Source organism: Pseudomonas syringae (assembly GCF_001698815.1).
Lineage (GTDB): Bacteria > Pseudomonadota > Gammaproteobacteria > Pseudomonadales > Pseudomonadaceae > Aquipseudomonas > Aquipseudomonas syringae_A.
On sequence record NZ_LGSI01000050.1, the window covers coordinates 64,995 to 91,446 of the forward strand.

The window sequence follows — 26,452 nt, forward strand, 5'->3', positions numbered from 1 at the left end:
CAAGGGAAACTAACTTTCCTTCTCGGAATAAGTTGTCGAGAGAAGGCGGTTGGAAAGCGATCCTTATCTACAACGCTTGCCATTCGCGAGGAGTGAATTCGCATGTTGCCACCAGAAACACAGCGCTTGATCGAGGAACACGGGATCAAATACGTGCTGGCGCAATTCGTTGATATCCATGGCGCCGCGAAAACCAAGTCGGTGCCGATCTGCGGTCTGGAAGCTGTGGCTGAAGCCGGTGCGGGTTTCGCCGGTTTCGCCATCTGCGGCATGGGCATGGAGCCCCACGGGCCGGACTTCATGGCCAAGGGCGATCTGTCGACCCTGACACCGGTGCCCTGGCAGCCGGGCTACGGTCGGGTGGTGTGCATCGGTCATGTCGATGGCAAGCCGCATCCTTATGACAGCCGCTACGTCCTGCAACAACAGGTTCAGCGCCTGAAAGACAAGGGCTGGACCCTGAACACCGGGCTTGAGCCTGAATTCAACCTCATGCGCCGGGACGAAGCCGGCAAGCTGCAACTGGTGGACGCCAGCGATAACCTCGACAAGCCGTGTTACGACTATAAAGGCCTGTCCCGTTCCCGGGCGTTTCTCGAACGTCTGACCGAAGCCTTGCAGCCGGTGGGTTTCGAGATCTATCAAATTGACCACGAAGACGCCAACGGCCAGTTCGAGATCAATTACACCTACAGCGACGCCATGGAGTCGGCGGACCGTTTCACTTTCTTCCGTATGGCGGCCGGCGAGATCGCCAATGACATGGGCATGATCTGCTCGTTCATGCCCAAGCCGGACCCGAAACGTGCTGGCAACGGCATGCACTTTCACCTGTCCATCGCCAGTGCCGAAAGCAAGAACCTGTTCTTCGATGCCAGCGACAAGAACGGCATGGGCCTGTCGAAAATGGCCTATCACTTCGCTGCCGGTCTGCTCGCTCATGGCCCGGCGCTGTGTGCCTTCGCCGCGCCGACCGTGAATTCCTACAAGCGTCTGGTGGTTGGTAACTCGTTGTCCGGCGCGACCTGGGCGCCAGCGTTTATTGCCTTTGGCGCCAACAACCGCTCGGCCATGGTTCGCGTGCCATATGGCCGTCTGGAGTTTCGCCTGCCGGATGCCGGTTGCAATCCGTATCTGGTCAGCGCCGCGATCATTGCCGCCGGGCTGGACGGCATCGACCGTCAACTGGAACCCGATCAGATCTGCAATGAAAACCTCTACAGCCTGAGCCTCGAAGAAATCGCCGCACGCGGCATCGGTACCTTGCCGCAATCGCTAAAAGAGGCCTGCGATGCACTGGAAGCCGACCCGCTGTTCGCCGAAGTCATGGGCCAGGAAATCGTCGGTGAGTTCATCAAGCTCAAGCGCATGGAGTGGGTGGAATACAGCCGCCATGTAAGTGATTGGGAAATCAAACGCTACACCGAGTTTTTCTGATCAGCCTGCAACCCTAACTATTTTCGACGCCTTGCGAATGACAGGGCGTTTTCTGCCCAGGAGTTTTGGATATGTGTGGAATCGTGGGTCTCTACCTGAAGAACCCCAAGCTGGAATCCCAACTCGGCAAACTGTTTGAACCGATGCTCGAAGCCATGACGGATCGTGGCCCGGACAGCGCCGGTTTTGCGATTTATGGCGATGAAGTGGGTGATGGCTGGATCAAGCTGACCTTGCAGGCCACCACCGATGACTACGATTTTCAGGCGCTGGTCGGCGAACTGGAAGGTCGGCTCGGCGCGTCTCTGGACTGGTTTCAGAACGCCAGCGCCATCGTGCTGAAGATCAAGGCTGAAGAAGCCGTGGTGCGTGCCGCATTGGCCGAGCTGGCGCCGAGCGTGCGAATCATGAGCGCTGGCAAGAGCATTGAAATCCTCAAGGGCATGGGTTTGCCTCGGGAAATCTCCGAGCGTTTCGGCCTGGGGAACATGAAGGGCAGCCACATCATCGGCCACACCCGCATGGCCACCGAAAGCGCCGTGACCATGGAAGGCAGTCACCCGTTTTCCACCGGCGCCGACCTGTGCCTGGTGCACAACGGCTCGCTGTCCAACCACTTCCGTCTGCGCCAGGAATTGCGCCGCGAAGGCATCAATTTCGATACCGAAAACGACACTGAAGTCGCCGCCGGTTACCTGGCCTGGCGCCTGCAGCAAGGCGACTCGCTGAAGACTGCGCTGGACAGTTCGCTGGAAGCGCTGGACGGCTTCTTCACCTTCGCCATCGGCACCCGCAACGGCTTCGCGGTGATCCGCGATCCGATTGCGTGCAAGCCCGCCATCCTCGCCGAAACCGACGATTACGTGGCCATGGCTTCGGAATATCAGGCGCTGTCGAGCCTGCCGGGCATCGAAAACGCCAAGGTCTGGGAACCTGCCCCGGCCACCATGTACATCTGGGAACGCGAGTCGGCTTAAGGAACGCACACATGAAAACTATCGATCTTTCCACTTCCACCGTGCGTGAGCTGAATCAGGCGCTGCACGATCAAGTCAACAATGTTCAGGACCGCGAATGGGTCGTGACTCATTCCAACGGCGCGCACAACCTTGCGGTTGGCGTCAACGAAGCGGTGTCCATCGATATCCAGGGCCACGCCGGCTACTACTGCGCGGGCATGAATCAGAAAGCGTCGATTACCGTGCACGGCAATGTCGGCGTTGGTTGTGCCGAAAACATGATGTCCGGATACGTGCGCGTCAAAGGCAGCGCTTCCCAGGCGGCGGGCGCGACGGCTCACGGCGGCTTGCTGGTCATTGAAGGCGACGCCGGGGCGCGCTGCGGTATTTCCATGAAAGGCATCGACATTGTGGTCGGCGGCAGCATTGGCCACATGAGCTGCTTCATGGGCCAGGCAGGGCGTCTGGTGGTTTGCGGCGACGCGGGTGATGCGCTGGGCGACTCGCTGTACGAAACCCACATCTACGTGAAGGGCGCAGTGGAATCCCTGGGCTCGGACTGCATCGAGAAAGAGATGCGCGCCGAGCACCTGGAAGAACTGCAAGAGCTGCTCAACCGCGCCGGTTTCGAGCATCATGCGGCTGATTTCAAGCGCTACGGTTCTGCCCGCCAGTTGTACAACTTCAAAGTCGATAACGCGTCCGCGTACTGATCCAGGAGAACCACCATGTCCGAGCCTACAACTCCAAAAGCAGCACCTCCGGTTCTACGCGAGTCGGCCACTTTCGATCGCCTGACCATTCAGGAAATCCAGCGTGCCGCCGAAACCGGCATCTATGACATTCGCGGCGGCGGCACCAAGCGCAAGCTGCCGCATTTCGATGACTTGCTGCTGCTCGGCGCCAGCGTGTCGCGTTATCCGCTGGAAGGCTACCGCGAGAAGTGCGGCACCGATGTGATCCTCGGCAACCGTTTCGCCAAGAAGCCGCTGCACTTGAAGATCCCGGTGACCATCGCCGGCATGAGTTTCGGCGCGCTGTCGGCCAACGCCAAAGAAGCCCTCGGCCGTGGCGCGACCATCGCCGGAACCAGCACCACCACCGGCGACGGCGGCATGACCCCGGAAGAGCGCGGCCAGTCGCAGCATCTGGTTTATCAGTATTTGCCATCGCGTTACGGCATGAACCCGGATGACTTGCGCAAAGCCGATGCCATTGAAATCGTCCTGGGGCAGGGCGCCAAGCCGGGCGGCGGCGGCATGTTGCTGGGCATGAAAGTCACCGAACGTGTGGCCGGTATGCGTACTTTGCCGATTGGCGTCGATCAGCGTTCGGCCTGCCGTCACCCGGACTGGACGGGCCCGGACGATCTGGCGATCAAGATTGCCGAGATCCGCGAAATCACCGATTGGGAAAAGCCGATCTACGTGAAAATCGGCGCCAGCCGCCCGTATTACGACGTCAAGCTGGCCGTGAAGGCGGGCGCCGACGTCATCGTGCTCGACGGCATGCAAGGCGGCACGGCAGCGACACAGGAAGTGTTCATCGAGCACGTCGGCCTGCCGATTCTGTGCTCCATTCCGCAAGCGGTTCAGGCGTTGCAAGAAATGGGCATGCACCGCAAGGTTCAGCTGATCGTTTCCGGCGGTATTCGTAACGGCGCCGATGTGGCCAAGGCCATGGCGTTGGGCGCTGACGCAGTGGCGATTGGCACGGCGGCATTGATCGCGCTGGGCGACAACCATCCGCGTCTGGATGAAGAACTGAAAAAAATCGGTTCGGCCGCAGGCTTCTACGACGACTGGCAAAACGGCCGCGATCCGGCGGGCATCACCACGCAAGACCCGGAGCTGTCCAAGCGCCTTGATCCGGTGGAAGGTGGCCGTCGCCTGGCCAATTACCTGCGCGTATTGGTGCTGGAAGCGCAAACCATGGCCCGCGCCTGCGGCAAGTCGCACCTGCACAACCTTGATCCTGAGGACCTGGTGGCGCTGACGGTCGAATCGGCAGCCATGGCGCGGGTGCCACTGGCCGGTACATCGTGGATTCCGGGGGCGGTTACGGGTTACTGATCACTCAAGAACCGTAGATACCGTCTTGATTCTCATCACACACCCCGTAGGACCGGCTTTAGCCGGGAGGAGTCCGGTACATTCGCAGCGGTTGCGTCGTCAGACCTTCCGCCCTCCCGGCTCAAGCCGGTCCTACGGATCCTGCGTGCCGGCCGACAGGGTGCAATCCACTGTTGGTCTCGCGTCGGATTTTGATCCGTAGGCGCGAGTTTGCGTTGAATTGAAAGAGGCCGCAAAGGCCCGGCGCCGCACTTCACTTTGCTCACTGCCAGACACTTTCCATTCATTTGCAGGAGCTTCGAAAATGGTTAACCGTCTACCTGGCAAATCCCTTCTTACTCTACTGGCTGTGAGTTTCATCAGCCCGTTGGCCCATGCGGCCGACGCTCCAACGCTCAATACCGGCAGCACCGCCTGGATGATCACCGCCGCTGTGCTGGTGTTGTTCATGTGTCTGCCAGGCCTTGCCCTGTTTTATGGCGGTCTGGTGCGAGCCAAGAACATGCTGTCGTTGTTCACCCAGTGTTTCGGCGTGGCCGGTCTGGTGGGCGTGTTGTGGGTGATCTATGGCTACAGCATGGTCGTGGACACCACCAACATGGTTGAAGGTGAAGTGAGCTTCAACAGCTTTGTCGGCGGGCTGAGCCGGGCGTTCTTGTCCGGCATGACCGCTGAGAGCCTGGTGGGCGATATCCCTGAAGGTGTGTTCGTGACCTTCCAGATGACCTTCGCGATCATTACGCCTGCGCTGATTGCCGGTGCCTTCGCCGAGCGCATGAAATTCTCCGCCGCGCTGCTGTTCATGGCTTTGTGGTTCACCCTGGTCTACGCGCCGGTCGCGCATATGGTCTGGGGCGGAGCGGGCGCCTTGATGCACAACTGGGGCGTACTGGATTTCGCCGGTGGCACGGCGGTACATATCAATGCAGGCGTTGCGGCGTTGGCGGCGTGTTTGATCCTCGGCAAACGCAAGGGTTATCAAAACACGCCGATGCCAGCGCATAACCTGAGCCTGACCATGGTTGGCGCAGCGATGCTCTGGGTCGGCTGGTTCGGTTTCAATATCGGCTCGGGCGGCGGTCTGAGTGGCTTGTCGGGCATTGTCATGCTCAACACCCAACTGGGCGCCTGCGCCGGGATTCTGGGCTGGATGTTCACCGAGTGGTTCAAGGTCGGCAAGCCGAGTGCGTTGGGTCTGGCCAGTGGCGCGTTGGCCGGTCTGGTGGGGATTACGCCAGCATGCGCTTACGTCGGTGTTGGCGGCGCGCTTGCGATTGGCCTGCTTTGCGGGGTGTTCTGCTACCTGAGCGTGACCGTCCTGAAGCAGCGTTTCGGTTATGACGACAGCCTCGATGTGTTCGGCCTGCACGGTATCGGCGGCATGATCGGCGCGGTGCTGACCGGCGTGTTCTGCGTGCCAGCGCTGGGCGGTCTGGTCGAAGGCGTGACCATGGGCAGCCAGGTTGTGGCGCAAATCAAAGGCGTGCTGATGACCACGGTTTATTGCTTCGTGGTCAGCTGGATCATCCTCAAGGTGGTCAATGCAATCGTCGGTCTGCGTGCTCACGAGTCGGTGGAAGAGATGGGGCTGGATCTGGCCGAGCATAATGAGCGGGCTTATAACCACTAAGGTTGGCTGCCGGGGCGCGGGTTCATGATTGACCCCGCGTTGTCGTGTCTATCTGACAGAAGCTTTTGCTGCGTTACGCAAACTGTGGCTCTGGCGCTCTGGTTCTGGATTCTTCCAGCTGCAACCGGGTCGCGATGACTGTGTTCTTCAGCAAGTAGGCGATGGTCATCGGCCCGACGCCGCCGGGCACCGGCGTAATTGCGCTGGCAACGGTTCGCGCGCTGGCATAGTCCACATCCCCTACCAGACGGCTGCCCGTCTGCGTCTCGATACGATTGATCCCCACATCAATGACCACCGCACCGGCCTTGAGCCAACTGGCATCTATCATTTGCGGGCGGCCGACGGCCGCAACCACGATGTCGGCCATCCGGCACAAGGCCGCTACGTCGACGCTACGTGAGTGCACCACGCTGACCGAGCAATTGGCCTGTAGCAGCAGGGTTGCCATGGGTTTACCGACAATGTTGGAACGACCGATCACCACGGCATGCAGGCCGCTCAAGTCGCCGCAGGTGTCGTACAACAGGCGCATGCAACCGCTGGGCGTGCAGGGCGTCAGCACTGTCGCACCTTGGACCAGGCCACCGACGTTTTGCCGATGAAAGCCGTCCACATCCTTGATGGGGTCTATGGCTTGAATCACGATGTGTTCCTGGATCTGCGAAGGCAACGGCAGCTGCACCAGAATACCGTTGACCGCTGGATCGGCATTCAATTGCGCGATCAGCGTCAACACGTGTGCTTGCGTTGTGTTGGCTGGCAGGCGGTATTCCAGTGAGCGGATACCCACTTCTTCAGCCCTGAGCAGTTTATTGCGCACGTAAACCTGGCTGGCGGCGTCGTCGCCGATCAGCAGCACCGCCAGCGCGGGATGGATCTGCTGTCGGGCCAATGCGCCGACTTCGTCTTTGACTTCGCTGAGGACCTGGGCCGCGATGGCTTTGCCGTCGATGTCCCGGGCGAATGCAGGGGAAACGCTCATGGGGTGAGTCACCTTGGTATTGATGGCGGGGGAGGCGATGGACACTGGGCCGCAGTGATCCATCGCGAGGATTTGCAAGGGGGCGTCAGGCTACCAGTCGATGGCAGAAGAACACCACCAATGCACCGGCAATCAACGTGACATAAGGCAGTACGCCTGCGCGCCTGGCGCCCGCGTCGACCTGCAGATGCAGGTCGGTCAGCATCGCTTGAGGAAACGTCCCTTTATCCTGCAGATAGTGGCGGAAACAGAAGACGGGAATGATCAGCACCGCGAGGATCAGCCCCGTCACCAGTGTACCGGCGCCCCAGATGTCGGCGCCCAGGCCCATGCAGGCCAGATTGACGAAACTCAGCACGCCACCGGCCGCCAATAGCAGTGTCGGTGCCCTGTAGGGGCGAACCCAGTCCGGGCGGTCCAGGCGATGGATCCAGCCGGCGTTGAGGTTGAGGAAGTTGAAGATGATGTAACTGACGTTGGAGGCGGCCAACACGAACACGTAGTCAGACATCAGCAGCAACAGCAGATTGAACGACAAGTCGGTCCACATGGCGGCAGTGGGTGCGCCGTGTTCGTTGGTGCGGCCCAGGTATTTGGGCAGCCAGCCGTCCACTGAAGCCTGATACAGGGTGCGCGATGAACCGGACATCGACGTCATGATGGCCAGCAACGTGGCGAGAATCAGCATGATCAGCACGATATTGGCCACGACTTTGCCGCCGCCGATGCTATCCGCCATGGCCTGGCCGACACCCATGCCGCTGTAGATGCCGGGGGAGAGCAGGCCGCTGTAGACCGCCGGGGTCACGATTGCACCTGTGGCGTCCAACACCGCGGGGGTGACCAGCTCACCCAGACCGAGACTGCCCTGAAAGGCCAGCGGAACAAGGGTAAACACGACGATGCAGAGCAGGCCGGAATAGAAAATTGCCTTGAACGTGTCGCGCTTGGGGTCTTTGAATTCCCGGGTGTAGCACACAGCGGTTTCGAAGCCGTAAGTCGACCATGCCGCAATGAACAGGCCACCGGCCATCAATGACCAGCCGGAGATATCCCAGGCGCCGTCGATGACTTGTCCGGCCGCGTCGCGAGCAAGGGGGTAAAGTGGCAGGAAGTTGGCCTGGGTGGCATCCCCGGTCAGCAGCGGCACCACACCGACCAATACCAGCGGGATCAGTGAGGTGATGCCCAGCACCAGAGTCAGCCGCGCCGAGCGCAGAATGCCGCCGTGCTGGACCGCGAATACGCCCAGCAGGATCAGCAGGCCAATGGCAAAGGTTGCGTTGATCCGCAGTGACAGCCCGCTCTTGATCCAGCCCAGATCCAGCAGTGTCAATTGCCACGTGTTGATCAATGCGTCAGCGGGGAACAGTGCGGTGAGGATATAACCTGCCGCCAGTCCCGAGCCAATGGATAATACCGGGGACCAGGCCAGCCAGTTGCACCACACCGAAACCGGAGCGATCAACTTGCTGTAGCGCACCCACGCGATGGCGCCATACACCGATGCACCTCCGGATTTGTGTGGAAACAGACCGGCGATCTCGGCGTAAGTGAAGGCCTGTATAAAGCCGAACAGGATTGAAACGATCCAGACGATCCACGCGGGTTTGCCGACCGTGGCGGCAATTGCACCGATGGAAAACAGCACCAGTGCAGGCACGCCGCTGGCCACCCAGAAAGCCCCACGCCAATCGATCTTGCGGTGCAGGCCGACCGAAGGCGCGGCCTGCGGTACGGTCTCGAACGTAGTCGCTTGCATCTTTGTATTCCCATGTCTGAGTAGAGTTATCGTGGGGCAGTCAAAGTTTTTGGCGCAGTTGCTCCTGGTGCCGATCAGCTACGTACGCGGCTCTTGTCCGGGTCGTAGAAAATCGGTGCCGTGACCCTGGCGCTGATGCGCTTCTGCAGGCCATCGATTTTGCCAATTTCAAGTTCTGTGCCGATCTCGGCGCAGGCCACATCGATGCGGCACAACGCGATATTGCTGGCCAGCAGGGGCGAGCGGCAGGCACTGGTCACGACACCGACCCGGGCTCGACCGCTGTACACCGCGTCACCATGGTGAGCCCCTTCGTTACCGCTCAATTGCAGCCCCACCAGCTTGTGAGCCGGATGGGTGCTGCGCCGGATCAGCGCCTCGCGCCCAATGAAGTCGTCAGTCTTGCTCTTGAGGGGCACACTGAAACCGATGCCTGCTTCGAATGGATCGGTCTGGTCGGTGAACTCATAGCCAGCGAAGATCAGTCCGGCTTCGATTCGCAGCATATCCAGCGCTTCCAGACCCAGCGGGACGATGCCCAAGGGCTGGCCCAGTTGCCAGAGACGATCCCAGACCTGTCCGGCATCCTGTGGCTGGCACCAGACCTCATAACCCAGCTCGCCGGTGTAACCCGTGCGGGAGATCATCAGCGGGCAGCCGTCGTAACCGTCCAGGCGACCCACCAGAAAGCGAAACCAGCCCAGTGTTTCCACGCCGGGTTGAGTGGACGGCGTCCAGATCATTTGGCTGAGCAGTTCGCGGCTGAGTGGGCCTTGTACCGACAGGTTGTGAATCTGATCGCTGGCCGACTTGATCCACACCTTCATGCCCAGCTTTTGCGCCTGTTCGCGCAGCCAGACACCGGCGTAATCCTCACCGCAGATCCAGCGAAAGTTGTCCGGCCCCAGACGCAGCAGGGTGCCGTCATCGAGCATGCCGCCATGCTCATGGCACATGGCCGAATACACCACTTGACCGATTGCCAGACGCCGGATATCCCGCGTCAGGCAATACTGCAACAGTGCTTCGGCGTCCGGGCCGAGGATTTCGAATTTGCGCAGGGCAGTCAGGTCCATGACCGCCACCCGCTCCCGGCAACCGATGTACTCGTCGATGGCGCCGAACCCGTCATAGCGCAGCGGTAACCACCAGTTGCGGTAATCGACGAAGCTGCCCGTCAGGGCTTTGGTGCGCGAGTGAAACCCCGATTCCCGGGTGAGAACCGGATCGGCGTCGGCAGTGGTTCGAGTGCTCATGGCGATGGAAAAGTGCTCCTTTTCGCTGTAGATGCGGATATGGATATCAGTCGGGTCCCAGCCATTGGCCGGATCAATGTCATCCGGGCAGGAAGAACTGCCGCAGATCAGATCGTTCATGGCGCGCAGCAACACATAGTCGCCGGGGCGCGACCACGGCTCGTCGAGGGTCATGTGCTGGTGAGCGTCAATGCCGGTATTGAAGAAAAAATTGATGGCGGGCCAGCCGTTGCGCGTCTGGACGCCGGATGGCGCAAGCGCCTTGCTGAGGTTGTCACTGCAGTTGTCGTGCCCGAAGTAGCCATGGGTTTCGTAGTAGCGCGCGGCGCAGGCCAGAGCGAAGGAATCATGTCGGCCAACGGTATCGCGCACCACTTCCAGCATCGGCTGCATGTGTCGGTCGAAAAACTTCGCGAACAGCCCAGGTGCCGGGTAAGCGCTGCCGTTCAGGGTGCGGGTCACGGTCTGGTCCAGATCCAGCTCCAGGCCCCGGTCCAGTGCGCGTCGATCAAAAGCAACAAAGTCCGAGCACTGGCGACCGGCAACGTCCAGCACCTGGATATATTGGCCTTTGGCGACGCTGTAGCCCTTGGCTGTCCCGGCCTGAATAGTAAATTCGTCGACCAGTTCGCCCAGCGGCTCCGGCAAGGTCGGCAGCAGAAGAGGTGATGCAGTGGCGCGTTCAACCAGCAGACGCAGTTCGCTGGGGCGGTATTGCTGATCCACTGTGGTCGGCCCGTCCGGTGCGCCGACGATGATCAGCAGATGCTCATCGGCGACAAAGTCACGATGGTGCCCGGCGGGCGTTTCATCGCCCCACAACGAGGTTGCTCCCGGCAACTGACGCCAGTCCAGGCCGCGCTTGTGCAAGGCCTGGTCGATGCGGCGCGCTTGCAATGTTCCGCTCGCCAGACGTTCATTGATGAAGCGGCAGACCGGTGACTGACTCAAACCCCAGGCGCCCAGCGCGTTCCGTCCGCTGGCCTGAATGACCAGCATCTGGCAGGTTTGCCGTCCTTCGATATCGATTACCTGTAGATGGTCGCCAGGGTGGAGCTCGATCAGTGTCAGCCCGCCCGCAGCGACGCGATAACGTTCCGTTCGCGGTGCGCGGGCAAACAGACCGGGTTCCCAGGGTTGGGAAACGCGAGGAGCATTCATGTTCACGCTCCGCGTCAACCGACCGACTTGATAGAGGAAGCCGGCTCACCCAAATACGCCGCCATGGAGTCGTCCAAGGCTTGCAGCCAGGGCGTGTGATGGGGTGGTGACTGGGTGCCGGTCATCAATGAGCGGTAGGACTTGTCGCGGTAGCCCATGATGTCTGCGGCCTTGTCATGCTTCCAGTGCAGAAAGGTCTCGTTGACGGCCGGGATATCGAAATCGGGGTAGTCCGTGGCATTGACCAGTTGCTGGATGTAGGCGCCTTGGTATTCAAACATCTGCTGGTTGGTTTCCAGCAGTTGTTCCCGCTCATACCATTGCTGGCTGTCCGCCAACATGTCGGCGTGGGAAGGCAGTGCAATACGCCCCAGGATCACATCACGGGCATACCAGGCCTGGGCGTCGAACATATTGAACGAGTACCACTGGTCCTGCATGCCGAGGTAGATCAGGCGCGGGTTCGCTTCCCAGAACACACCCTTGTACAGGTTTCGCGGCCAAAGACGGTTATCGGTCTTGAGGTTCAATTCGTCGGGCAGGAACGGGAAGTGATGCTTGTAGCCGGTGCACAGGATGACGGCATCAATGTGTTTGCTGGTGCCGTCGATAAACCAGGCACGATTGTTTTCCAGGCGGTGCAGCAGCGGTTTTTCTTCCCAGTTGCTCGGCCATTTGTAGCCCATGGGCGCACTGCGGTAGCAACTGGTGATGCTGCGCGCACCATATTTGTAGCACTGGGAGCCAATGTCCTCGGCCGAATAGCTGCTGCCGACGATCAACAGGTCCTTGTCCTTGAACTCCAGCGCCTCTCGAAAATCATGAGCGTGGAGAATTCGTCCGGCGAATTGTTCGAAGCCCTGGAAGTGGGGGACTTTCGGCGTCGAGAAATGCCCGCAGGCATTGATGACGAAATCGAACTCCTCGCTGCTGGTGATATCACGGGTGTAGTCATGAGCGCTGACAGTGAAGCGTTGGCTGTCTTCGTCGAAGCTGACCTGACGCACGACGTGATTGAAGCGGATGTAATCGCGTACACCGGCTTTCTCCACGCGGCCCTTGATGTAATCCCACAGCACTTCCCTGGGTGGGTAAGAGCCAATGGGCCGACCGAAATGCTCTTCAAAGGTGTAGTCGGCGAACTCCAGGCACTCTTTCGGGCCGTTGGACCACAGGTAGCGGTACATGCTGCCGTGCACCGGCTCGCCGTTTTCATCCAGCCCGGTGCGCCAGGTGTAATTCCACATGCCGCCCCAATCCTGCTGCTTTTCGTAGCAGACCAGTTCCGGGATGACGGCGCCCTTGTCACGGGCTGACTGAAACGCTCGAAGTTGTGCCATGCCGCAAGGGCCGGCGCCGATGATTGCCACACGTAGGGTCATGGTCGTGCCTCGTAATGTTCGAAGGGAGCGCTCAGCGAAAGATCACGGTCTTGTCCCGGTTGATGAAAACCCGGTGTTCCAGGTGATATTTCAGCGCCTTGGAAAGCGCCACGGTTTCGGTGTCCCGACCGATGGCCACCAGCGAATCCGGCAGATGGGTATGGTCGACTCGCTGGATTTCCTGTTCGATGATCGGACCTTCGTCCAGGTCGCTGGTGACGTAGTGCGCGGTGGCGCCAATCAGCTTCACGCCACGGTCATAGGCCTGGTGATAAGGCTTGGCGCCTTTGAAACCGGGAAGGAACGAGTGATGGATATTGATGGCACGCCCTGACAGCTGTTTGCACAGATCGTCGGACAGAATCTGCATGTAGCGCGCCAGCACCACCAGATCGGTCCGGGTGTCCTGAACGATGCGCATCAGTTCCGCTTCCTGGCTGGCCTTGGTGTCTTTGGTCACGGGCAGATAAATGAAGCGGATGCCCTCACGCTCGGCCATGGCCCGCAAATCAAGGTGGTTGGAGACCACCGCCGTAATCTGCATATCCATTTCGCCTTTGCGGTGGCGATACAGCAGGTCGGTGAGGCAATGGTCGAACTTGCTCACCATCAACAGCACGCGAGTGGGCTGGCTGGTGCAGAACAGCTCCCATTGCATATCGAAGCCGCCAGCCAGGCTGCTTAATTGTCGTTTCAGCGCGTTGATGTCGGCAACCGCCTGCTTGTTGAACCGAAACACCGCACGCATGAAAAACTGCCCGGTGAATTCATCGTCGAATTGCGCCAGCTCGCTGATGTAGCACTCTTGATCGGCCAGGCACGAGGTGATCGCGGCGACGATCCCGGAGGCGGCCGGACAATTGATCTTGAGGATGTAATGTTCGTCTTGGGTGCTCATGGAGCGCTCCTGTACAAATCGGCGGACGTGATCAGCCTTTGGCCGTGCGTTTGGTTTTCTGCGGGTCGTCAAAGGGCAGGGCGTGGGTCAGCGCACGGGTCTGCTGGCTGCCGCGCAGCTCCAGAGCGACGCCGGGGACGGAACAGGCAACGCTCATCCGGGCAATCGCCATGGAGCGTTTGGTTATGCGCGAGTACATGCCGCAGGTCACCACGCCGACCTGCTTACCCTCATGCCAGAGGGTGTCGCCCGCTTCGGCGGCCCGCGCGCCGTCGAGCAATACGCCGGCGATCCTGAATCGCTCCTTGCCACGCAGTCGCCGGTGCTCTTCGGCTCCGCGAAACTCCAGTTTTTCTGGCGATACGGTGAAGTCCAGCCCCATTTCCCAGAGCGTGTCGCCAGCTTTCTGATCGGCAAAGGGGTACATCTGGGAGTTGTCGTAGGGGAAGAACATCAGCGAGCTTTCAACGCGCAGCCAGTCAAGGGCCGTGAACGCGCAAGCAATGATGCCCATGCCTGCCCCTTCTTGAAGAATCCGGTCCCAGAGGGCCGGAGCATCGGCGGCCTTGCAGAAAATTTCGTAACCGCGTTCGCCGGTGTAACCGGTGCGGGAGATCATCACCGGCCGGTCGAACAGCCGGGTCTGCATGTGGTGGAAATAGGGCAACTGGCGAATGCCGGATACATGCTCGGCCAGAAAATCCACGGCCAGCGGACCTTGTAGCGACAAGTCGTGCAGGTCATCGTCGAACAGGATCGCTACCTGACGGCCCTGAGCCGAGCGCACCAGCATGTCGTGTCCGGTGCCTGCGCCGTGAACCACCATGAAGGCATTGGGGCCGGTGCGATAAACGATGCAGTCGTCGACGAACTTGCCTTCCTCGTCGAGCATTGACGCATACACGGATTTGCCGGGGTACAGCTTGCTGATGTCCCGGGTCGTGGCCCATTGCAACAGGTTTTCGGCATGGGGGCCGACGTAGTGGACTTTCTTGAGGCCGGAAACGTCCATCAGCCCGGCGCGGGTGCGAATCGCTTCATGGTGATCGGCCAGGTCAGAGTCGTAGGTCCAGGCGGTGCCCATGCCGTTCCAGTCTTCAAGGTTGGAGCCCAGTGCGCGATGGCGGTCAGCGAGTGCAGAAATGCGCCATGAATTAGCCATAAATGTGTCCTTGTCTGAAAAGAAGTCGGCGGGGAGATCAGGCGTCTGGATCAAAGTGGCTTAGCCACTCGACCAGCGTCTGTCGATAGCGGGTCATGCCTTTGTAATCCGCTATGGGATCGGGCAGGTCACGCAGGACGCGATGCAGGCGGCAGGCCCAGCCCGGTTGCGTGACCAGTTCGTCCATGCTGATCAAATAGGTACGAATGCTGAACATCAGGCCGTTGCTGCGCGGCAGACGGGCCATGAACTGCAGCTCGACCCGCAGATGCACCCGCTGCCCGACGTTGTCCGGTGTTACGGTGCCGCGATCGGAGCCCCATTCGTGAAAGGTTTCCGGCGATGAATCCAGACGTGGATTGATGGTCAGCGTCCAGTTCAGACGCCGCACCGGCTGGCCTGTCTGCATGGCGAGCAAATACTTCAAGGCTCGATCGAAGACGCCCATCTGATTGGCCATGGGCACGGGCGTGTGCCATTGCTTGAAACTCATGCCCGCATCGAACGCCAGGGACCAGTCGGCGGGGCTGGTAACCATGCCGGCATCCATGAACAAGTCGTTATCGCGCTGATCCAGCAGGGCGAAATCCCCCTGGACCTGCCGGGTGATGAACTCCAGTGGCTCGCAAGGCAACGTCGAGGCATCACCGAAAATGAACCGCTGATCGATGTCCAACGCCTTGTTGCGCCAATGCCAGTGTTGGCCGTCCTGATCCAGCTCGAACCACTGGGGGTAATCCCGGGAAAGGTTCTCCATAAGCATTTGCAGGGCATCCCACGCGGCGGGCTGCATGTGCGGCATGACCAGATATCGGCCTGGATCCTTGTCCAGCACCAACGCACGCTCGGCCATTTCCGAGAGGTAATGTTCGTCGATGTCGAACCAGTGTTCGTAAATGGAACCGGGATCTTTCGAGTTGGCCGGCTCGATATTCACTGAGTACAGGTAGCTGTCTTCGTTGAACGGGAAAGGGAAGCGCTGGATAGCGCTGGGACTGTTGCGAAAGCTGAAGTTTTCGCGATAGGTCTCTTTGGGGCTGAACAGAATGGACATGATGTTGACTCCTGAAAGATCCGGAAAACTAAAGATCCAGCGCAACGCAAGGTCCGTAGCCTCGGGAAACACAAGGCATGAGGAACTCGGCCTGTTCGGCAGCGCTGAGAAAGTTGTCCCGATGTTCGATTTCGCCGCCCAGATGGCGGGTTACGCAGTGGCCGCAGACACCGCCACGACACAGGTTCGGGACTGGCACGCCAGCGTCTTCAAGGGCTTCGAGCAGGCTTTGGTCGGCACCGACCTGGAGGCGCCTGCCGCTGCGGGTAAGTTCCAGTTCGAATGGCTGGCCGGGTTGCGGGGCGCTGAAGGCTTCGCAATGCAGGCGACTGGCGGGCCAGCCCAGCGCCTTGGCCTGCTCTTCAACAGCACTGAGCAGCGATTGCGGGCCGCAGGTGTAGACATGGCTGCCCAGGGGACGATTGCTGAAAATCGCCTTCGGATCGAAATCCTTGCTGGTTTCGTAGCCGTGCAACCGTGAGCCAAGACGTGCTCGCAGTTGTTCGAGATAAGCGTCGGTCAGGCTAGGGCGATACAGGTAATGCAGCTCGAAGTTCGCCTGACGTTGTTCCAGGGTCTGGATGTAGGCCATGAACGGCGTAATACCGATGCCCCCGGCAATCAGAATGTGCAACTGCCCGGTGGAGTGCAGGGCGAACAGATTGGCGGGCGCAGAAATGGTCAGGGTGTCGCCCACCTTTACCCTGTCGTGCAGGTAACGGGAACCGCCTCGGGAGCGCTCCTGCAAGCGCACGGCGATCCGGTAGTGATCGTTGTTGGCCGGATCGCTCGTCAGCGAATAGGCGTTGCGCAGGTTTCGCTCGCCGATGGGCAAATGCACCTGCACGTGGCTGCCGGGCGAGAATCCGGGCAGGTTTCCCCGGCAGGGAGCCAGAGTGAATTCGCGCACGATGGGCGTGAGCATCCGTGCTGCGCTGACCTGGACTTGCAGACCGGCGCTCATGAACGCAACTTCGCGTAGGGGGCATCGGCATCCATGCAGACACCCAGATAAGCGCCCAGGCGTCGTGAGAAATGCTCACGTATTTCCAGGAGAACATCGCAGCCCCGGCATTGCAGGGAAGCGGCAGCATCACCAGGCTGAGTCAGCCCGCAATGCACGCAGTAGACGGAGCGAGCGCCAGACACCGAGCACAGCGTCATTTCGATCTCGTCGTCTTGCAGCCCGGCATCCCGCGCCTGACTGTGGACGTGCCAGATAAAATCTTCGTCGCCCATGATGCACAGATGACTGCCGACTCTGGCGGCGGCGAGCCACCGGCGCAGATCCTCCACGAAACCATCGGCCTGGGCATCGAGAATGCGCCGCTGCCCCAACCGGCTGACAAAGGGCGCGCAGGCTTCGGCTGATTGAGTGACCGCCAGACAGTGCGTCACCGCCGCCATTGACTGCGGTTCGGCATAGCGGGGAAGGCTGTTATGCAGCCTGTGGTCGTCAATGCATTGTCTGTCGAGCATGGGTTTTCATCCTTGCTGAGCGTATGGCGGCGGGCAGGCATGAATGACTGAGCCTGGCGGTCCGGAATGTTTTCTGACAGGCAAGATAATTTCCCAGAAGGAATGTCCGATCAATCCGGAAAAAGGGGTATCCCTTTGGGGGTAGTCCTGTGAAACCGGGTGGTTGGGGCATGAAACTTGCTGGTTCGAAACAGATGGCCGGCCAATAAAAAAAGGATCTCTGGTTTGCAAAACCGACTGCACGGGTTGGCACGCTGGTTTCAGTGGCTCAAGCCCCGGCAGGATAGCCATGCACGCAAGCTGCTGGCTGAGCTGCCGTTGGGCGTGGTGCACACTGACGGTGCCCTGCCGCTGTTTCTGGACCGTTTCGACGCGTTGCTGCCCGGCTGCAAGCTGAATTTGATTCTCAGTGACATGGACTTCGGGCCAGCACGCAAAATCCTGATCAGCGAGTGCCACACGGACGCGGCTTGTCCCTGGCGGGCCGCCACGCCGGGGCCGATGCCTCTGGCCTGCACCACATGCCGCAAGCGTGGCGTGCAGCGACTGGTCTGTGCCCTGCCGGACGAAGGCGCCCAGGGCAAAGGGTTCGTGTTGCTCGATACAACCGGGGCGGCCGGCAGGTATTTGCGCTTGCTGCTGCAAGACGCAGCGCATTCACTGGGTGTAGCGGTGCAGTTGCTGCGGCACAAGCGTGAGTCGCAACGCAAACAGGCCACGTTTCAACATGGCGCACTGGCCCGTGAGCTTCACGATTCGGTGGCCCAGCAATTGGGGTATCTGTCGTTCCAGGCGCGCTTGATCCAGAGCCGAATGTCGGAACCTGAAGTGGTTGCCGCTTCCCTTACAGAGCTGAGTGCAGGCCTGAGCCAATTGCAGCGGCAGGTACGCGAGCTGATTACCAGCGCAAGGCTGACCATGGACGGCCGGTCGCTGCGTCAGGCCCTGGCGGATTCGGTCGCCGAATTTTCCCGGCGCTGCATCATCGTCTTCGAATTGGACAACCGCCTGGCCGACGATGCCTTGAGTCCTGCAACCGAGCTGCAAGTCCTGCAGATCATTCGCGAGGCCTTGACCAACGCGGTGCGCCACTCCCATGCCCGGCATGTGCGCATCGAATTACGGCAGGACCAGGAGGGTGATGCTTCGATTTCGGTCGAAGATGACGGCATCGGCCTGAGTCCTGCCTCAGAAGAAGAAAATCACTTTGGCCTGGCGATCATCCGCGAGCGCGCTTCAGCTATTGGCGCTCGACTATCCATCGAGCCAATCCGGCCCCACGGTGTTCGCGTGCACCTGGGACTATCTGCTTTTCACGCGGACACATCAGGGAGTTTCGATGTCAGCCACGACCTTGTTACTGATCGATGACCACCCGCTGTTTCGCAAGGGCCTGGCGCAATTGTTTGCCGCCAGCGACGACTTTGAAGTGGTCGGGCAAGCGGCCAGCGGCAGAGAAGGAATCAACCTGGCAGTCAGTCTGGCGCCGCAACAGGTGTTGCTGGATTTGCATATGCCTGGCCTGAGTGGCCTGCAAGTTCTGGATGAGCTCCGTCAGCTGAGCCTGGGGTGTCAAATCGTGGTGCTGACCGCATCCATGGATCGCGGTGAATTGCTGACGGCGTTGCGGCTTGGGGCCAACGGTTATGTGCTCAAGGAAACCGAGCCCGATGCGCTCCTGGCCTACATGCGCAACTGCAACAAAGGCGCCATTGTTCTGGACGATTGTCTGGTGTCGTTGCTTGCCGGGCAGCTGGAGCCCGAGCGAGGTCCTGCCATGGCCGATACCAGCAGCCTGACCGAGCGCGAGGGGCAAACCCTGACCCTGATTGCCGCCGGCATGAGCAACAAACAGATCGCTCGCGAGCTGGGCATCAGCGACGGCACGGTCAAGATCTACGTCAAGAATCTGTTGCAGAAACTGAACCTGCATTCACGCCTGGAGTTGGCGGCCTGGGTGCACAATGCTGCTTCGGTCAGACAACAGGAGCGCCACTGAATGACCCTGCAAAGTGTCGCACCGGACTCGTTACGCGATGAGCAGTCGTTGGCAGTGCTGGACCGTTTTCCTGTTGCGTTGCTGGAGCTGCATGAAGATGGCCGGATAGCGCGCTGTAATCGGGCCTGGGTTGAACTGATGGAAAAGCCCGATGCGCAATGCGACATCGTGGATTACGTCCACCAGGAAGATCGCTCGCTCTGGCTTCAGGCATTACGGGAACTGCGTCGGCATCCGGACACTTCCTTCAAACAGCGGCTTCGGTTTGTGCACCCGTCGGGGGAGCTGCGCTGGTTCGAGGTCAGCCTGAAAGCCGCAGGCGCGGGCTACAACCTGGTCATTGGCGACATAACTGCACATAAACGCCGGGAGGTTGCCCTCCAGGCCAGTCAACGCAGTGCGGTCAGTCTGCTCGACAGCATGCCGGGGCTGATTTACCGGGGCCGCAACAACCGGGACTGGACGATGGAGTTCGTCAGTGCCGGGTGCCTGCAACTGACGGGCTATCCGCCGGAGCGGCTGGTGGACAATCACGACTTTACCTACAACAGCCTGATTCTTCCCGAAGACGCCGACTACGTCTGGCGTGAAGTTCAATATGCCTTGTCCCGCCAGGAACCGTTCAAGCTCAGTTACCGGATTCGTTGCGCGGACAACTCAATCAAACAGGTCTATGAAACCGGCGTCGGCATCTATTCGGATAATCGGGAGGTGTTGGGTATTGAAGGGGCAATTTTCGAGCGGGGAGCGACCGATGCCCAGACCCGCAGTTTCAGCGCAAACAAATCGGTATAAGGCACGGGCCTGCCAACTTCGCTCGCTCGGCATCCATGCCGAGCGCACCCCACCACGACACCTCCACTCAGCCTCCCGACGCGCTTTTGGCGGCGTCTGTCAGATCGCGGCACGGAAAAGCGAAGATCAAAAGCCCGATCGCTCCCACAGGTTCAGCAAACGGCCTACCTCCTTTGCCAAACACCGGAATGCGCGGTGAGAGCGCAAAGGTGAATTCGCTCCACTGCGGCTACTGGATATGTGTGCGACTCCCACGCCCGGGAACAGAGTATCTACGGGTCCTACGGTTGGAATACGGTCACCCCGTGGGACGCATGATCCCTGTGGGAGCGTTCGGAGGTTACGACGGCCGCGATGCGGTGTGTCAGGCAGACCGAAATCGCAGCCTCGCGCTGCTCGTGAGCTCCCACATTATGGGCACCACATCTGCGTCTGGGGATACCTCCAGGATTGCGCCCGGCTCAACGAAACGCCGGCACCACGTGTTCGATAAACAGCTTCAGCGACTTCTTCTTCTCGGCATGGGGCAGGCTGTTGTCGCACCAGAAGCTGAATTCGTCGACGCCCAGTTCCTGGTAGTACTTGATCCGGGTAATGATTTCTTCTGGGGTGCCGATCATGGTGTTCTTGCGGATGTTCTCCAATTCGAACTCCGGGCGTTCCTTGAACTTCTCTTCCGGGCTCGGGGCGAGGAAACCGTTCACCGGCGTCTGTTTGTTGCCGAACCAGGCATCGAAGGTGCGATAGAACTTCGAGATCGCCGTTGCGCCGACTTTCCAGCCTTCGGGATCATCCACTGCATGCACGTGGGTGTGACGCAACACCATGAGCTGCGGGCGCGGGACATCCGGGTTATTGGCCAGGGCCGCTTCGAATTTGTTCTTCAGGTCGACGACTTCTTCGTCGCCCTTCATCAACGGCGTGACCATGACATTGCAGCCATTGGCGACGGCGAAGTTGTGGGAATCCGGGTCGCGGGCGGCGATCCACATCGGCGGCGTCTTGATCGGTTTTGGCACACTGGTGGAGGTAGGGAATTTCCAGATGTCGCCGTCGTGGGCATAGTCGCCCTGCCACAGTGCGCGCACTACCGGGACCATTTCCCGCAGCGCCTGGCCACCGGAAGAGGCGGGCATGCCGCCCGCCATACGGTCGAATTCCACCTGATAGGCACCGCGCGCCAGGCCGACTTCCATGCGGCCATTGCTGATCACATCCAGCAAGGCACATTCGCCCGCCACCCGCAGCGGGTGCCAGAACGGCGCGATAATCGTACCGGCGCCGAGATGGATCTTCGTGGTTTTTGCCGCCAGATACGCCAGCAAGGGCATCGGGCTTGGGGAAATGGTGTATTCCATGGCGTGGTGTTCGCCGATCCACACGGTGCTGAAATCACCGGCTTCGGCCATCAGCGTCAGCTCGGTCAGGTCTTCGAACAACTGCCGGTGGCTGACTTGCTCATCCCAGCGTTCCATATGCACGAACAACGAAAATTTCATGACGCTTTCCCTCGAATTTTTTGTTTTGCGAATGAATAAGCCAGCTTCGGAATTGCCTGGGTTGCGCTGGTTCAAACCAGAGCGGGCAACGCACCCATCTTGCCTCGGCAATACACCATCGGGCTGTTTGGCAGCTCGGGTACGATCAGGTTTTTCACCGCGCCGACCATGATTGCGTGGTCGCCACCTTCATATTCGCGCCACAGTTCGCACTCGATGATCGCCGTCGCGTTGGCGAGCAACGGGTTGCCCAGTTCACTCAGGGTCCAGTCGATGCCGGCGGCCTTGTCCTTGCCCTTGCGCGCGAAGGCATAGGCTTCGCTCTGCTGGGTGCCGGACAGGAAATGGATCGCAAAGCGCTTGTTCTTGATCAGGGTCGGATACGAATCCGAGCTGTAGTTGGGGCAGAACAGCACCAGCGGCGGGTCCATGGACAACGAACTGAAGGCGCTGGCGGTCAGGCCGACCACTTCGCCTTCGTCATTGAGCGTGGTAATCACCGTCACGCCGGACGGGAACGAGCCCATGACGTTCTTGTAGGCGTTTGCGTCGATCATGTTCGTTTCCTCTGCGTGCGGGTCTTGGCTGCATTCTGGTCGTGAGTAACGTATTTGTTGGTTTATGGTATACCGTAATACCATTGTTGCAAGTGCTTTTTACACGACATCGGGTTAGTCGAAAACGACGATGCCCTCCAGTGGAGGGCATCGCCGACACGCCGAGGATCAGTGGGCGCCAGCCACCTTGTTCAAATCGCTTTCGGCCCATTCGGTATACACACAGGCATCGCCAGCAGCCCAGCGCACGCGAACCTTGTCGCCTGGTTTCATCGGCATGCCGGTGGCAGACAGTGCCTTGACGGTCATGGCGGTGCCGCTGGCGGTGACCACCGAGCAGGTCTGGCTTTCGCCGAGGAACAGCACTTCGGTGACGCTGGCGGTGACTTCGTTCCAGCCACTGAGCAAAGGTTCGCTGGCGGCCTGTTCGAGGCTCAGCGCCTGGGCTTTTTCCGGGCGGATCATCAGCAATACGTCCTGCCCGATCTGCAGGCTGGCAGTGAGCCGGATGGACAGTGGCTGTCCTTCAAACGTCGCGGCCGCGTTGCCCTGGGCCTTGAGCTTGAGGAAGTTGGAGTTGCCCAGGAACGAGGCGACGAAGGCATTCGGCGGGTTCTGATACAGGTCATAACCGCTGCCCAGACCGACGATCCTGCCGTGGCTGAAGATCGCAATGCGCTGGGACAGGCGCATGGCTTCTTCCTGATCGTGGGTCACGTAGACAATGGTGATGCCCAGCCTGCGGTGCAGCTGACGCAGTTCGTCCTGCAATTCTTCGCGCAGTTTTTTGTCCAGCGCGCCGAGGGGTTCGTCCATCAACAGAATGCGCGGCTCGTAAACCAACGCCCGGGCAATTGCCACGCGCTGTTGCTGGCCACCGGAAAGCTGCGAAGGGCGGCGATGGGCGAACTGTTCGAGCTGAACCAGCTTGAGCATCGCATCCACGCGTTTTTCCCGTTCGGCGCTGGCCAGTTTGCGAATCGCCAGCGGGAAGGCGATGTTGTCGCGCACCGAAAGATGCGGAAACAGCGAGTAGCGCTGGAACACCATGCCGATGTCGCGCTTGTGCGGCGGCACATTGATCAGTGATTTGCCGCTGACCAGAATCTCCCCGGAGCTGGGGGTTTCGAACCCGGCCAGCATCGACAGCGTGGTGCTTTTGCCCGAGCCGCTGGACCCCAGGAAGGTGAGGAATTCACCGTCCTGAATATCCAGCGAGATGTTGTCCACGGCAGCAAAATCGCCGTAGTGCTTGTTCAGGTTGCACAGGCTGACCAGGGTTTTCTGATCGTGCTGGCCGGCTTCTTTTATCACCGCACTCATGACGTACTCCTCGCTTCGTTGCGTCGACGCAGCGTCGCTGCGATCACCATGACCATGACTGACAGACCGATAAGCAGCGTCGAAGCGACGGCGATCACGGGTGTCAGGTCCTGACGCAAGGTGGTCCACATTTTGACAGGTAGGGTTTGCAGGTTCGGGCTGGCCATCATCACGCTCAGGACTACTTCATCCCACGAGACCAGAAACGCAAACAGGGCTCCGGCGACCATGCCGGGCCGGATGCCGGGGAAGGTCACTTTGACGATGGCCTGGAGACGCGATGCGCCGCAGATCACCGCAGCGTCTTCGATGGACTGATCGAACAGCTTCAGCGAATTGATGATCGAGATAATGGTGAAGGGCAGGGCGACGATCACGTGGCTGACCACGAATGAAAACAGCGTGCCGGTGTAGCCCAACTTGAGAAACAGCGCGTAGACCGCCACCGCAATGATCACCAGCGGCACGATCATCGGCAGGGTAAAGATGCCGTACAGCAGGTCGCGACCCGGAAAACGACCACGCACCAGGGCAAAAGCCGTGGGCAGGCCGAGGGCGACGGCGCAGATCGTGGTCAGCACCGCGACTTTCAGGCTGGCGAACGCGGCGGCCATCCACTCCGGATTGGAGAAGAATTGCTGATACCACTTCAGCGTCCAGCCCGGCGGTGGAAACACCAGCCACTGCGACGAACCGAACGACAGCAGCACGATAAACACGATGGGCAGGATCAGGAACAGCGCGATCAGGCCCGTGGTCAGGTACAGCCCGAAGCGTAATTGCGGGCTCATGGCATTGGGAGTCAGGAGCATGTCGGCTTACCTCGCGTTGCTGGCGCCGACCGGGGATTCCGGCTGGAGCTTCAGGTAGAAGTAAAACAGCACCAGGGTAATCACGATCAGCAATGCCGCAGCGGCGCTGGCCAGACCCCAGTTGAGGAACGATTGCACCTGCTGCACGATGAACTCCGGCAGCATCATGTCCTGCGCGCCGCCCAGCAATGCCGGGGTCACGTAGTAACCCAGCGACATGACGAAGACCATCAGCCCGCCGGAAAACAGCCCCGGCCGACACAGCGGCAAAAACACCTTGAAGAAGTTGGTCCAGGGACTCGCGCCGCAGATCGAACCGGCCTGCAACACCATCGGATCAATCGCCTGCATGGTTGCCTGCAACGGCAGCACGATGAACGGAATCATGATGTAACTCATGCCGATCACCACGCCGGTCAGGTTGTGCACCATCTCCAGCGGTTCATCGATCACCCCCATGGCCATCAATGCTTTGTTGATTACTCCGGAAGCCTGCAGCAAGACCAGCCAGGAATAGGTGCGTGCCAACAGACTGGTCCACATCGACAGCAGCACGATGTTCAGCATCCAGCGGCCCCAGCCGCGAGGCACCAGCGTGATTGCCCAGGCCAGCGGGAAACCCAGCAGCAGGCTGAATAGCGTGACCAGACCAGCGACCGAAAAGGTATTGAACAGCACGCGGGAATAGGCTGAGTTAGCGAACAGTTGTTCGTAGTTGCCCAGGCCGGGTGTCGGCTCCAGCACGCCGCGCAGCAACAGCCCGATCAGTGGAGCGAAGAAGAACAGACCCAGAAAGATCAGGGCCGGGAGTAGATTGCGGCTGCCGCGCCAGCGCTGTGCCAAGGAAGCGGACTGCTTCGTTGTCACCGCCTGGCTCGGTACCGCGCCGGCGGTGCTGGAAGCACCACCGGCCGGGTTGGATTGACGGGCCGTGACGGCCGTCATTTTTATTTGACCAGCCATTCGTTCCACCGTGTCGCGATGGCCGAACCGTTCTTGGCCCAGTACGCGAAGTCGAGAGTGATTTGGTCCTTGGCATACGCTGTAGGCAGGTTAGGCGCCAGGGTCGAGTCCAGACGCTGCACGCTGTCCAGGTTCACCGGAGCATAGGCGGTCAGATTGGAGAAGTCAGCCTGGCCTTTGGCTGCAGTGGCATTGGCGATGAACTTCATGGCCGCGTCCTTGTTCTTGGCGCCTTTTGGTACCACCAGGAAGTCCGACATGACCAGATTCTGCTTCCAGCTCACGCCCACTGGCGCGCCATCCTGCTGTACGGCGAAGACCCGGCCGTTCCAGAACTGGCCCATGGAGACTTCACCGGAAGCCAGCAATTGCTGGGATTGCGCGCCGCCACCCCACCAGACGATATCCTTCTTGATGGTGTCGAGTTTCTTGAAGGCACGATCCAGATCCAGCGGGTAAAGCTTGTCGGCGGCAACGCCATCGGCGAGCAGGGCGAGTTCCAGCACGCCAGGGCTTGGCCATTTATACAGCGCGCGTTTGCCAGGGAACGTCTTGGTGTCGAACAGTGCGGCCCAGTCTTCAGGCTTGTTCTTGCCGGTCTTGCCTTCGTTGTAGCCGAGCACGAAGGAGAAGAAGAACGAACCCACACCGCTGTCGGACACGAAGCGCGGGTCGAGGCGATCCTTCTTGATGACATTGAAGTCCAGCGGCTCCAGCAAGCCTTCGCTGGCGGCGCGCAGGGCGAAGTCAGCCTCGACGTCCACGACGTCCCACTGCACATTGCCGCTTTCAACCATTGCCTTGAGTTTGCCGTAGTCGGTCGGCCCGTCCTGCACCACCGCAATGCCGCTGGATTTAGTGAAAGGCGTCGCCCAGGCCTGCTTCTGGGCGTCCTGAGTCGAACCGCCCCAGCTGACGAAGTTCAGGCTGTCAGCGGCCATCGCCGCGGCGCCTGATACGGACAACACACCGGCCGTCAGGACTGCAATTGCACGTTTACTCAACACCATTTTGTACGCCCTCATTTGTTGTGTTTTGAGCGGGCTGTTGTTGCCCGCTTATCGGGAGCAGTAGGTCCATTGGGCCTTTGTACGGGCGACCGTGTCAGGGGCTGTTGTTTGTGCTGTCTCCAGTGCTGGAGCGCGCCTGACTGTTCTTCCGGTCTACGGAATATCATATTATGGTATTCCAAACTTTCTGCAAGGGTTTAGCCATCAAAGATCACTGGAATTATGCTCCGTGATCGCCTTTAGCCCCTTTGTATATT

Annotated in this window: 23 protein-coding genes; 8 read left to right on the forward strand and 15 right to left on the reverse strand. The window is 60.0% G+C overall.

Going from position 1 to position 26,452, the window contains the following annotated elements; genetic code table 11:
• Window positions 1-102 precede the first annotated feature (102 nt).
• The 5 genes from glnT (at window position 103) to AFK24_RS16095 (ending at window position 6,098) form a co-directional block, all read left to right on the forward strand.
• Window positions 103-1,437 (forward strand): type III glutamate--ammonia ligase, encoded by a 1,335-nt coding sequence (glnT, locus tag AFK24_RS16075; protein ID WP_020291090.1) that lies wholly within the window; start codon window positions 103-105, stop codon window positions 1,435-1,437.
• A gap of 71 nt (window positions 1,438-1,508) precedes the next feature.
• Window positions 1,509-2,414, forward strand: coding sequence for a class II glutamine amidotransferase (locus tag AFK24_RS16080; protein WP_065834139.1), 906 nt, complete (start codon window positions 1,509-1,511; stop codon window positions 2,412-2,414).
• An 11-nt stretch (window positions 2,415-2,425) separates the two neighbouring features.
• A complete protein-coding gene (locus AFK24_RS16085) occupies window positions 2,426-3,109 on the forward strand; it encodes a protein glxC (RefSeq protein WP_065834140.1) in 684 nt (227 codons plus the stop codon).
• Between the two features lie 15 nt (window positions 3,110-3,124).
• Window positions 3,125-4,468: an FMN-binding glutamate synthase family protein gene (locus AFK24_RS16090; protein WP_020291093.1), complete on the forward strand. Its 1,344-nt coding sequence runs from the start codon at window positions 3,125-3,127 to the stop codon at window positions 4,466-4,468.
• A gap of 304 nt (window positions 4,469-4,772) precedes the next feature.
• On the forward strand, window positions 4,773-6,098 hold the full coding sequence (locus AFK24_RS16095; protein WP_065834141.1) for an ammonium transporter: 1,326 nt from the start codon (window positions 4,773-4,775) through the stop codon (window positions 6,096-6,098).
• A gap of 73 nt (window positions 6,099-6,171) precedes the next feature.
• Here AFK24_RS16095 and folD read toward each other — a convergent pair whose 3' ends face one another.
• The 9 genes from folD to AFK24_RS16140 all read right to left on the reverse strand — a co-directional run bounded on the left by folD (window position 6,172) and on the right by AFK24_RS16140 (window position 17,237).
• Window positions 6,172-7,083, reverse strand: a complete 912-nt coding sequence (folD, locus tag AFK24_RS16100) for a bifunctional methylenetetrahydrofolate dehydrogenase/methenyltetrahydrofolate cyclohydrolase FolD (protein ID WP_065834142.1) — start codon at window positions 7,081-7,083, stop codon at window positions 6,172-6,174.
• 85 nt (window positions 7,084-7,168) lie between these two features.
• Window positions 7,169-8,845, reverse strand: a complete 1,677-nt coding sequence (locus AFK24_RS16105; protein WP_065834143.1) for an APC family permease — start codon at window positions 8,843-8,845, stop codon at window positions 7,169-7,171.
• Between the two features lie 74 nt (window positions 8,846-8,919).
• Window positions 8,920-11,262 (reverse strand): DUF1989 domain-containing protein, encoded by a 2,343-nt coding sequence (locus tag AFK24_RS16110; protein ID WP_065834144.1) that lies wholly within the window; start codon window positions 11,260-11,262, stop codon window positions 8,920-8,922.
• Between the two features lie 14 nt (window positions 11,263-11,276).
• The gene (locus AFK24_RS16115; RefSeq protein ID WP_065834145.1) at window positions 11,277-12,644 is read right to left on the reverse strand and encodes an NAD(P)-binding domain-containing protein; all 1,368 of its coding nucleotides are present in this window, start codon (window positions 12,642-12,644) and stop codon (window positions 11,277-11,279) included.
• A gap of 31 nt (window positions 12,645-12,675) precedes the next feature.
• Window positions 12,676-13,542 (reverse strand): formyltetrahydrofolate deformylase, encoded by an 867-nt coding sequence (purU, locus tag AFK24_RS16120; protein WP_065834146.1) that lies wholly within the window; start codon window positions 13,540-13,542, stop codon window positions 12,676-12,678.
• A 31-nt stretch (window positions 13,543-13,573) separates the two neighbouring features.
• Window positions 13,574-14,704 (reverse strand): aminomethyltransferase family protein, encoded by a 1,131-nt coding sequence (locus AFK24_RS16125; protein WP_065834147.1) that lies wholly within the window; start codon window positions 14,702-14,704, stop codon window positions 13,574-13,576.
• A gap of 37 nt (window positions 14,705-14,741) precedes the next feature.
• Window positions 14,742-15,758, reverse strand: a complete 1,017-nt coding sequence (locus AFK24_RS16130; RefSeq protein WP_065834148.1) for a heme-dependent oxidative N-demethylase family protein — start codon at window positions 15,756-15,758, stop codon at window positions 14,742-14,744.
• 28 nt (window positions 15,759-15,786) lie between these two features.
• A complete protein-coding gene (locus AFK24_RS16135) occupies window positions 15,787-16,722 on the reverse strand; it encodes a PDR/VanB family oxidoreductase (protein ID WP_065834149.1) in 936 nt (311 codons plus the stop codon).
• Window positions 16,719-17,237 (reverse strand): dimethylamine monooxygenase subunit DmmA family protein, encoded by a 519-nt coding sequence (locus AFK24_RS16140; RefSeq protein WP_065834150.1) that lies wholly within the window; start codon window positions 17,235-17,237, stop codon window positions 16,719-16,721. The genes AFK24_RS16135 and AFK24_RS16140 overlap by 4 nt, the downstream gene beginning before the upstream one ends.
• A gap of 225 nt (window positions 17,238-17,462) precedes the next feature.
• Here AFK24_RS16140 and AFK24_RS16145 point away from each other — a divergent pair, with 225 nt between their 5' ends.
• The 3 genes from AFK24_RS16145 to AFK24_RS16155 are packed head-to-tail and all read left to right on the forward strand — an operon-like array spanning window position 17,463 to window position 20,031.
• Window positions 17,463-18,608 (forward strand): ATP-binding protein, encoded by a 1,146-nt coding sequence (locus AFK24_RS16145; RefSeq protein WP_080482180.1) that lies wholly within the window; start codon window positions 17,463-17,465, stop codon window positions 18,606-18,608.
• Window positions 18,577-19,236 carry a response regulator gene (locus AFK24_RS16150; protein ID WP_065834151.1) on the forward strand — a complete coding sequence of 220 codons (660 nt, stop codon included), beginning with the start codon at window positions 18,577-18,579 and terminating at the stop codon, window positions 19,234-19,236. Before AFK24_RS16145 ends, AFK24_RS16150 begins: the two co-directional genes overlap by 32 nt.
• Window positions 19,237-20,031 carry a PAS domain-containing protein gene (locus AFK24_RS16155; protein ID WP_065834152.1) on the forward strand — a complete coding sequence of 265 codons (795 nt, stop codon included), beginning with the start codon at window positions 19,237-19,239 and terminating at the stop codon, window positions 20,029-20,031. It begins immediately after the preceding gene.
• 461 nt (window positions 20,032-20,492) lie between these two features.
• On the opposite strand, the gene AFK24_RS16160 is transcribed toward AFK24_RS16155, so the two are convergent.
• The 6 genes from AFK24_RS16160 to AFK24_RS16185 form a co-directional block, all read right to left on the reverse strand.
• The gene (locus AFK24_RS16160; protein WP_065834153.1) at window positions 20,493-21,530 is read right to left on the reverse strand and encodes an LLM class flavin-dependent oxidoreductase; all 1,038 of its coding nucleotides are present in this window, start codon (window positions 21,528-21,530) and stop codon (window positions 20,493-20,495) included.
• A gap of 71 nt (window positions 21,531-21,601) precedes the next feature.
• Window positions 21,602-22,087 carry a flavin reductase family protein gene (locus AFK24_RS16165; RefSeq protein ID WP_065834154.1) on the reverse strand — a complete coding sequence of 162 codons (486 nt, stop codon included), beginning with the start codon at window positions 22,085-22,087 and terminating at the stop codon, window positions 21,602-21,604.
• 168 nt (window positions 22,088-22,255) lie between these two features.
• Complete coding sequence (locus AFK24_RS16170; protein WP_065834155.1) at window positions 22,256-23,410, reverse strand: ABC transporter ATP-binding protein; 1,155 nt, start codon at window positions 23,408-23,410, stop codon at window positions 22,256-22,258.
• Window positions 23,407-24,222, reverse strand: coding sequence for an ABC transporter permease (locus AFK24_RS16175; RefSeq protein ID WP_065834156.1), 816 nt, complete (start codon window positions 24,220-24,222; stop codon window positions 23,407-23,409). Before AFK24_RS16175 ends, AFK24_RS16170 begins: the two co-directional genes overlap by 4 nt.
• Window positions 24,223-24,228: 6 nt before the next feature.
• Window positions 24,229-25,185: an ABC transporter permease gene (locus AFK24_RS16180; RefSeq protein ID WP_080482181.1), complete on the reverse strand. Its 957-nt coding sequence runs from the start codon at window positions 25,183-25,185 to the stop codon at window positions 24,229-24,231.
• Entirely contained in the window at window positions 25,170-26,195 is a 1,026-nt protein-coding gene (locus AFK24_RS16185; RefSeq protein WP_065834157.1) for an ABC transporter substrate-binding protein, read from the reverse strand. The genes AFK24_RS16180 and AFK24_RS16185 overlap by 16 nt, the downstream gene beginning before the upstream one ends.
• Window positions 26,196-26,452: the final 257 nt, after the last annotated feature.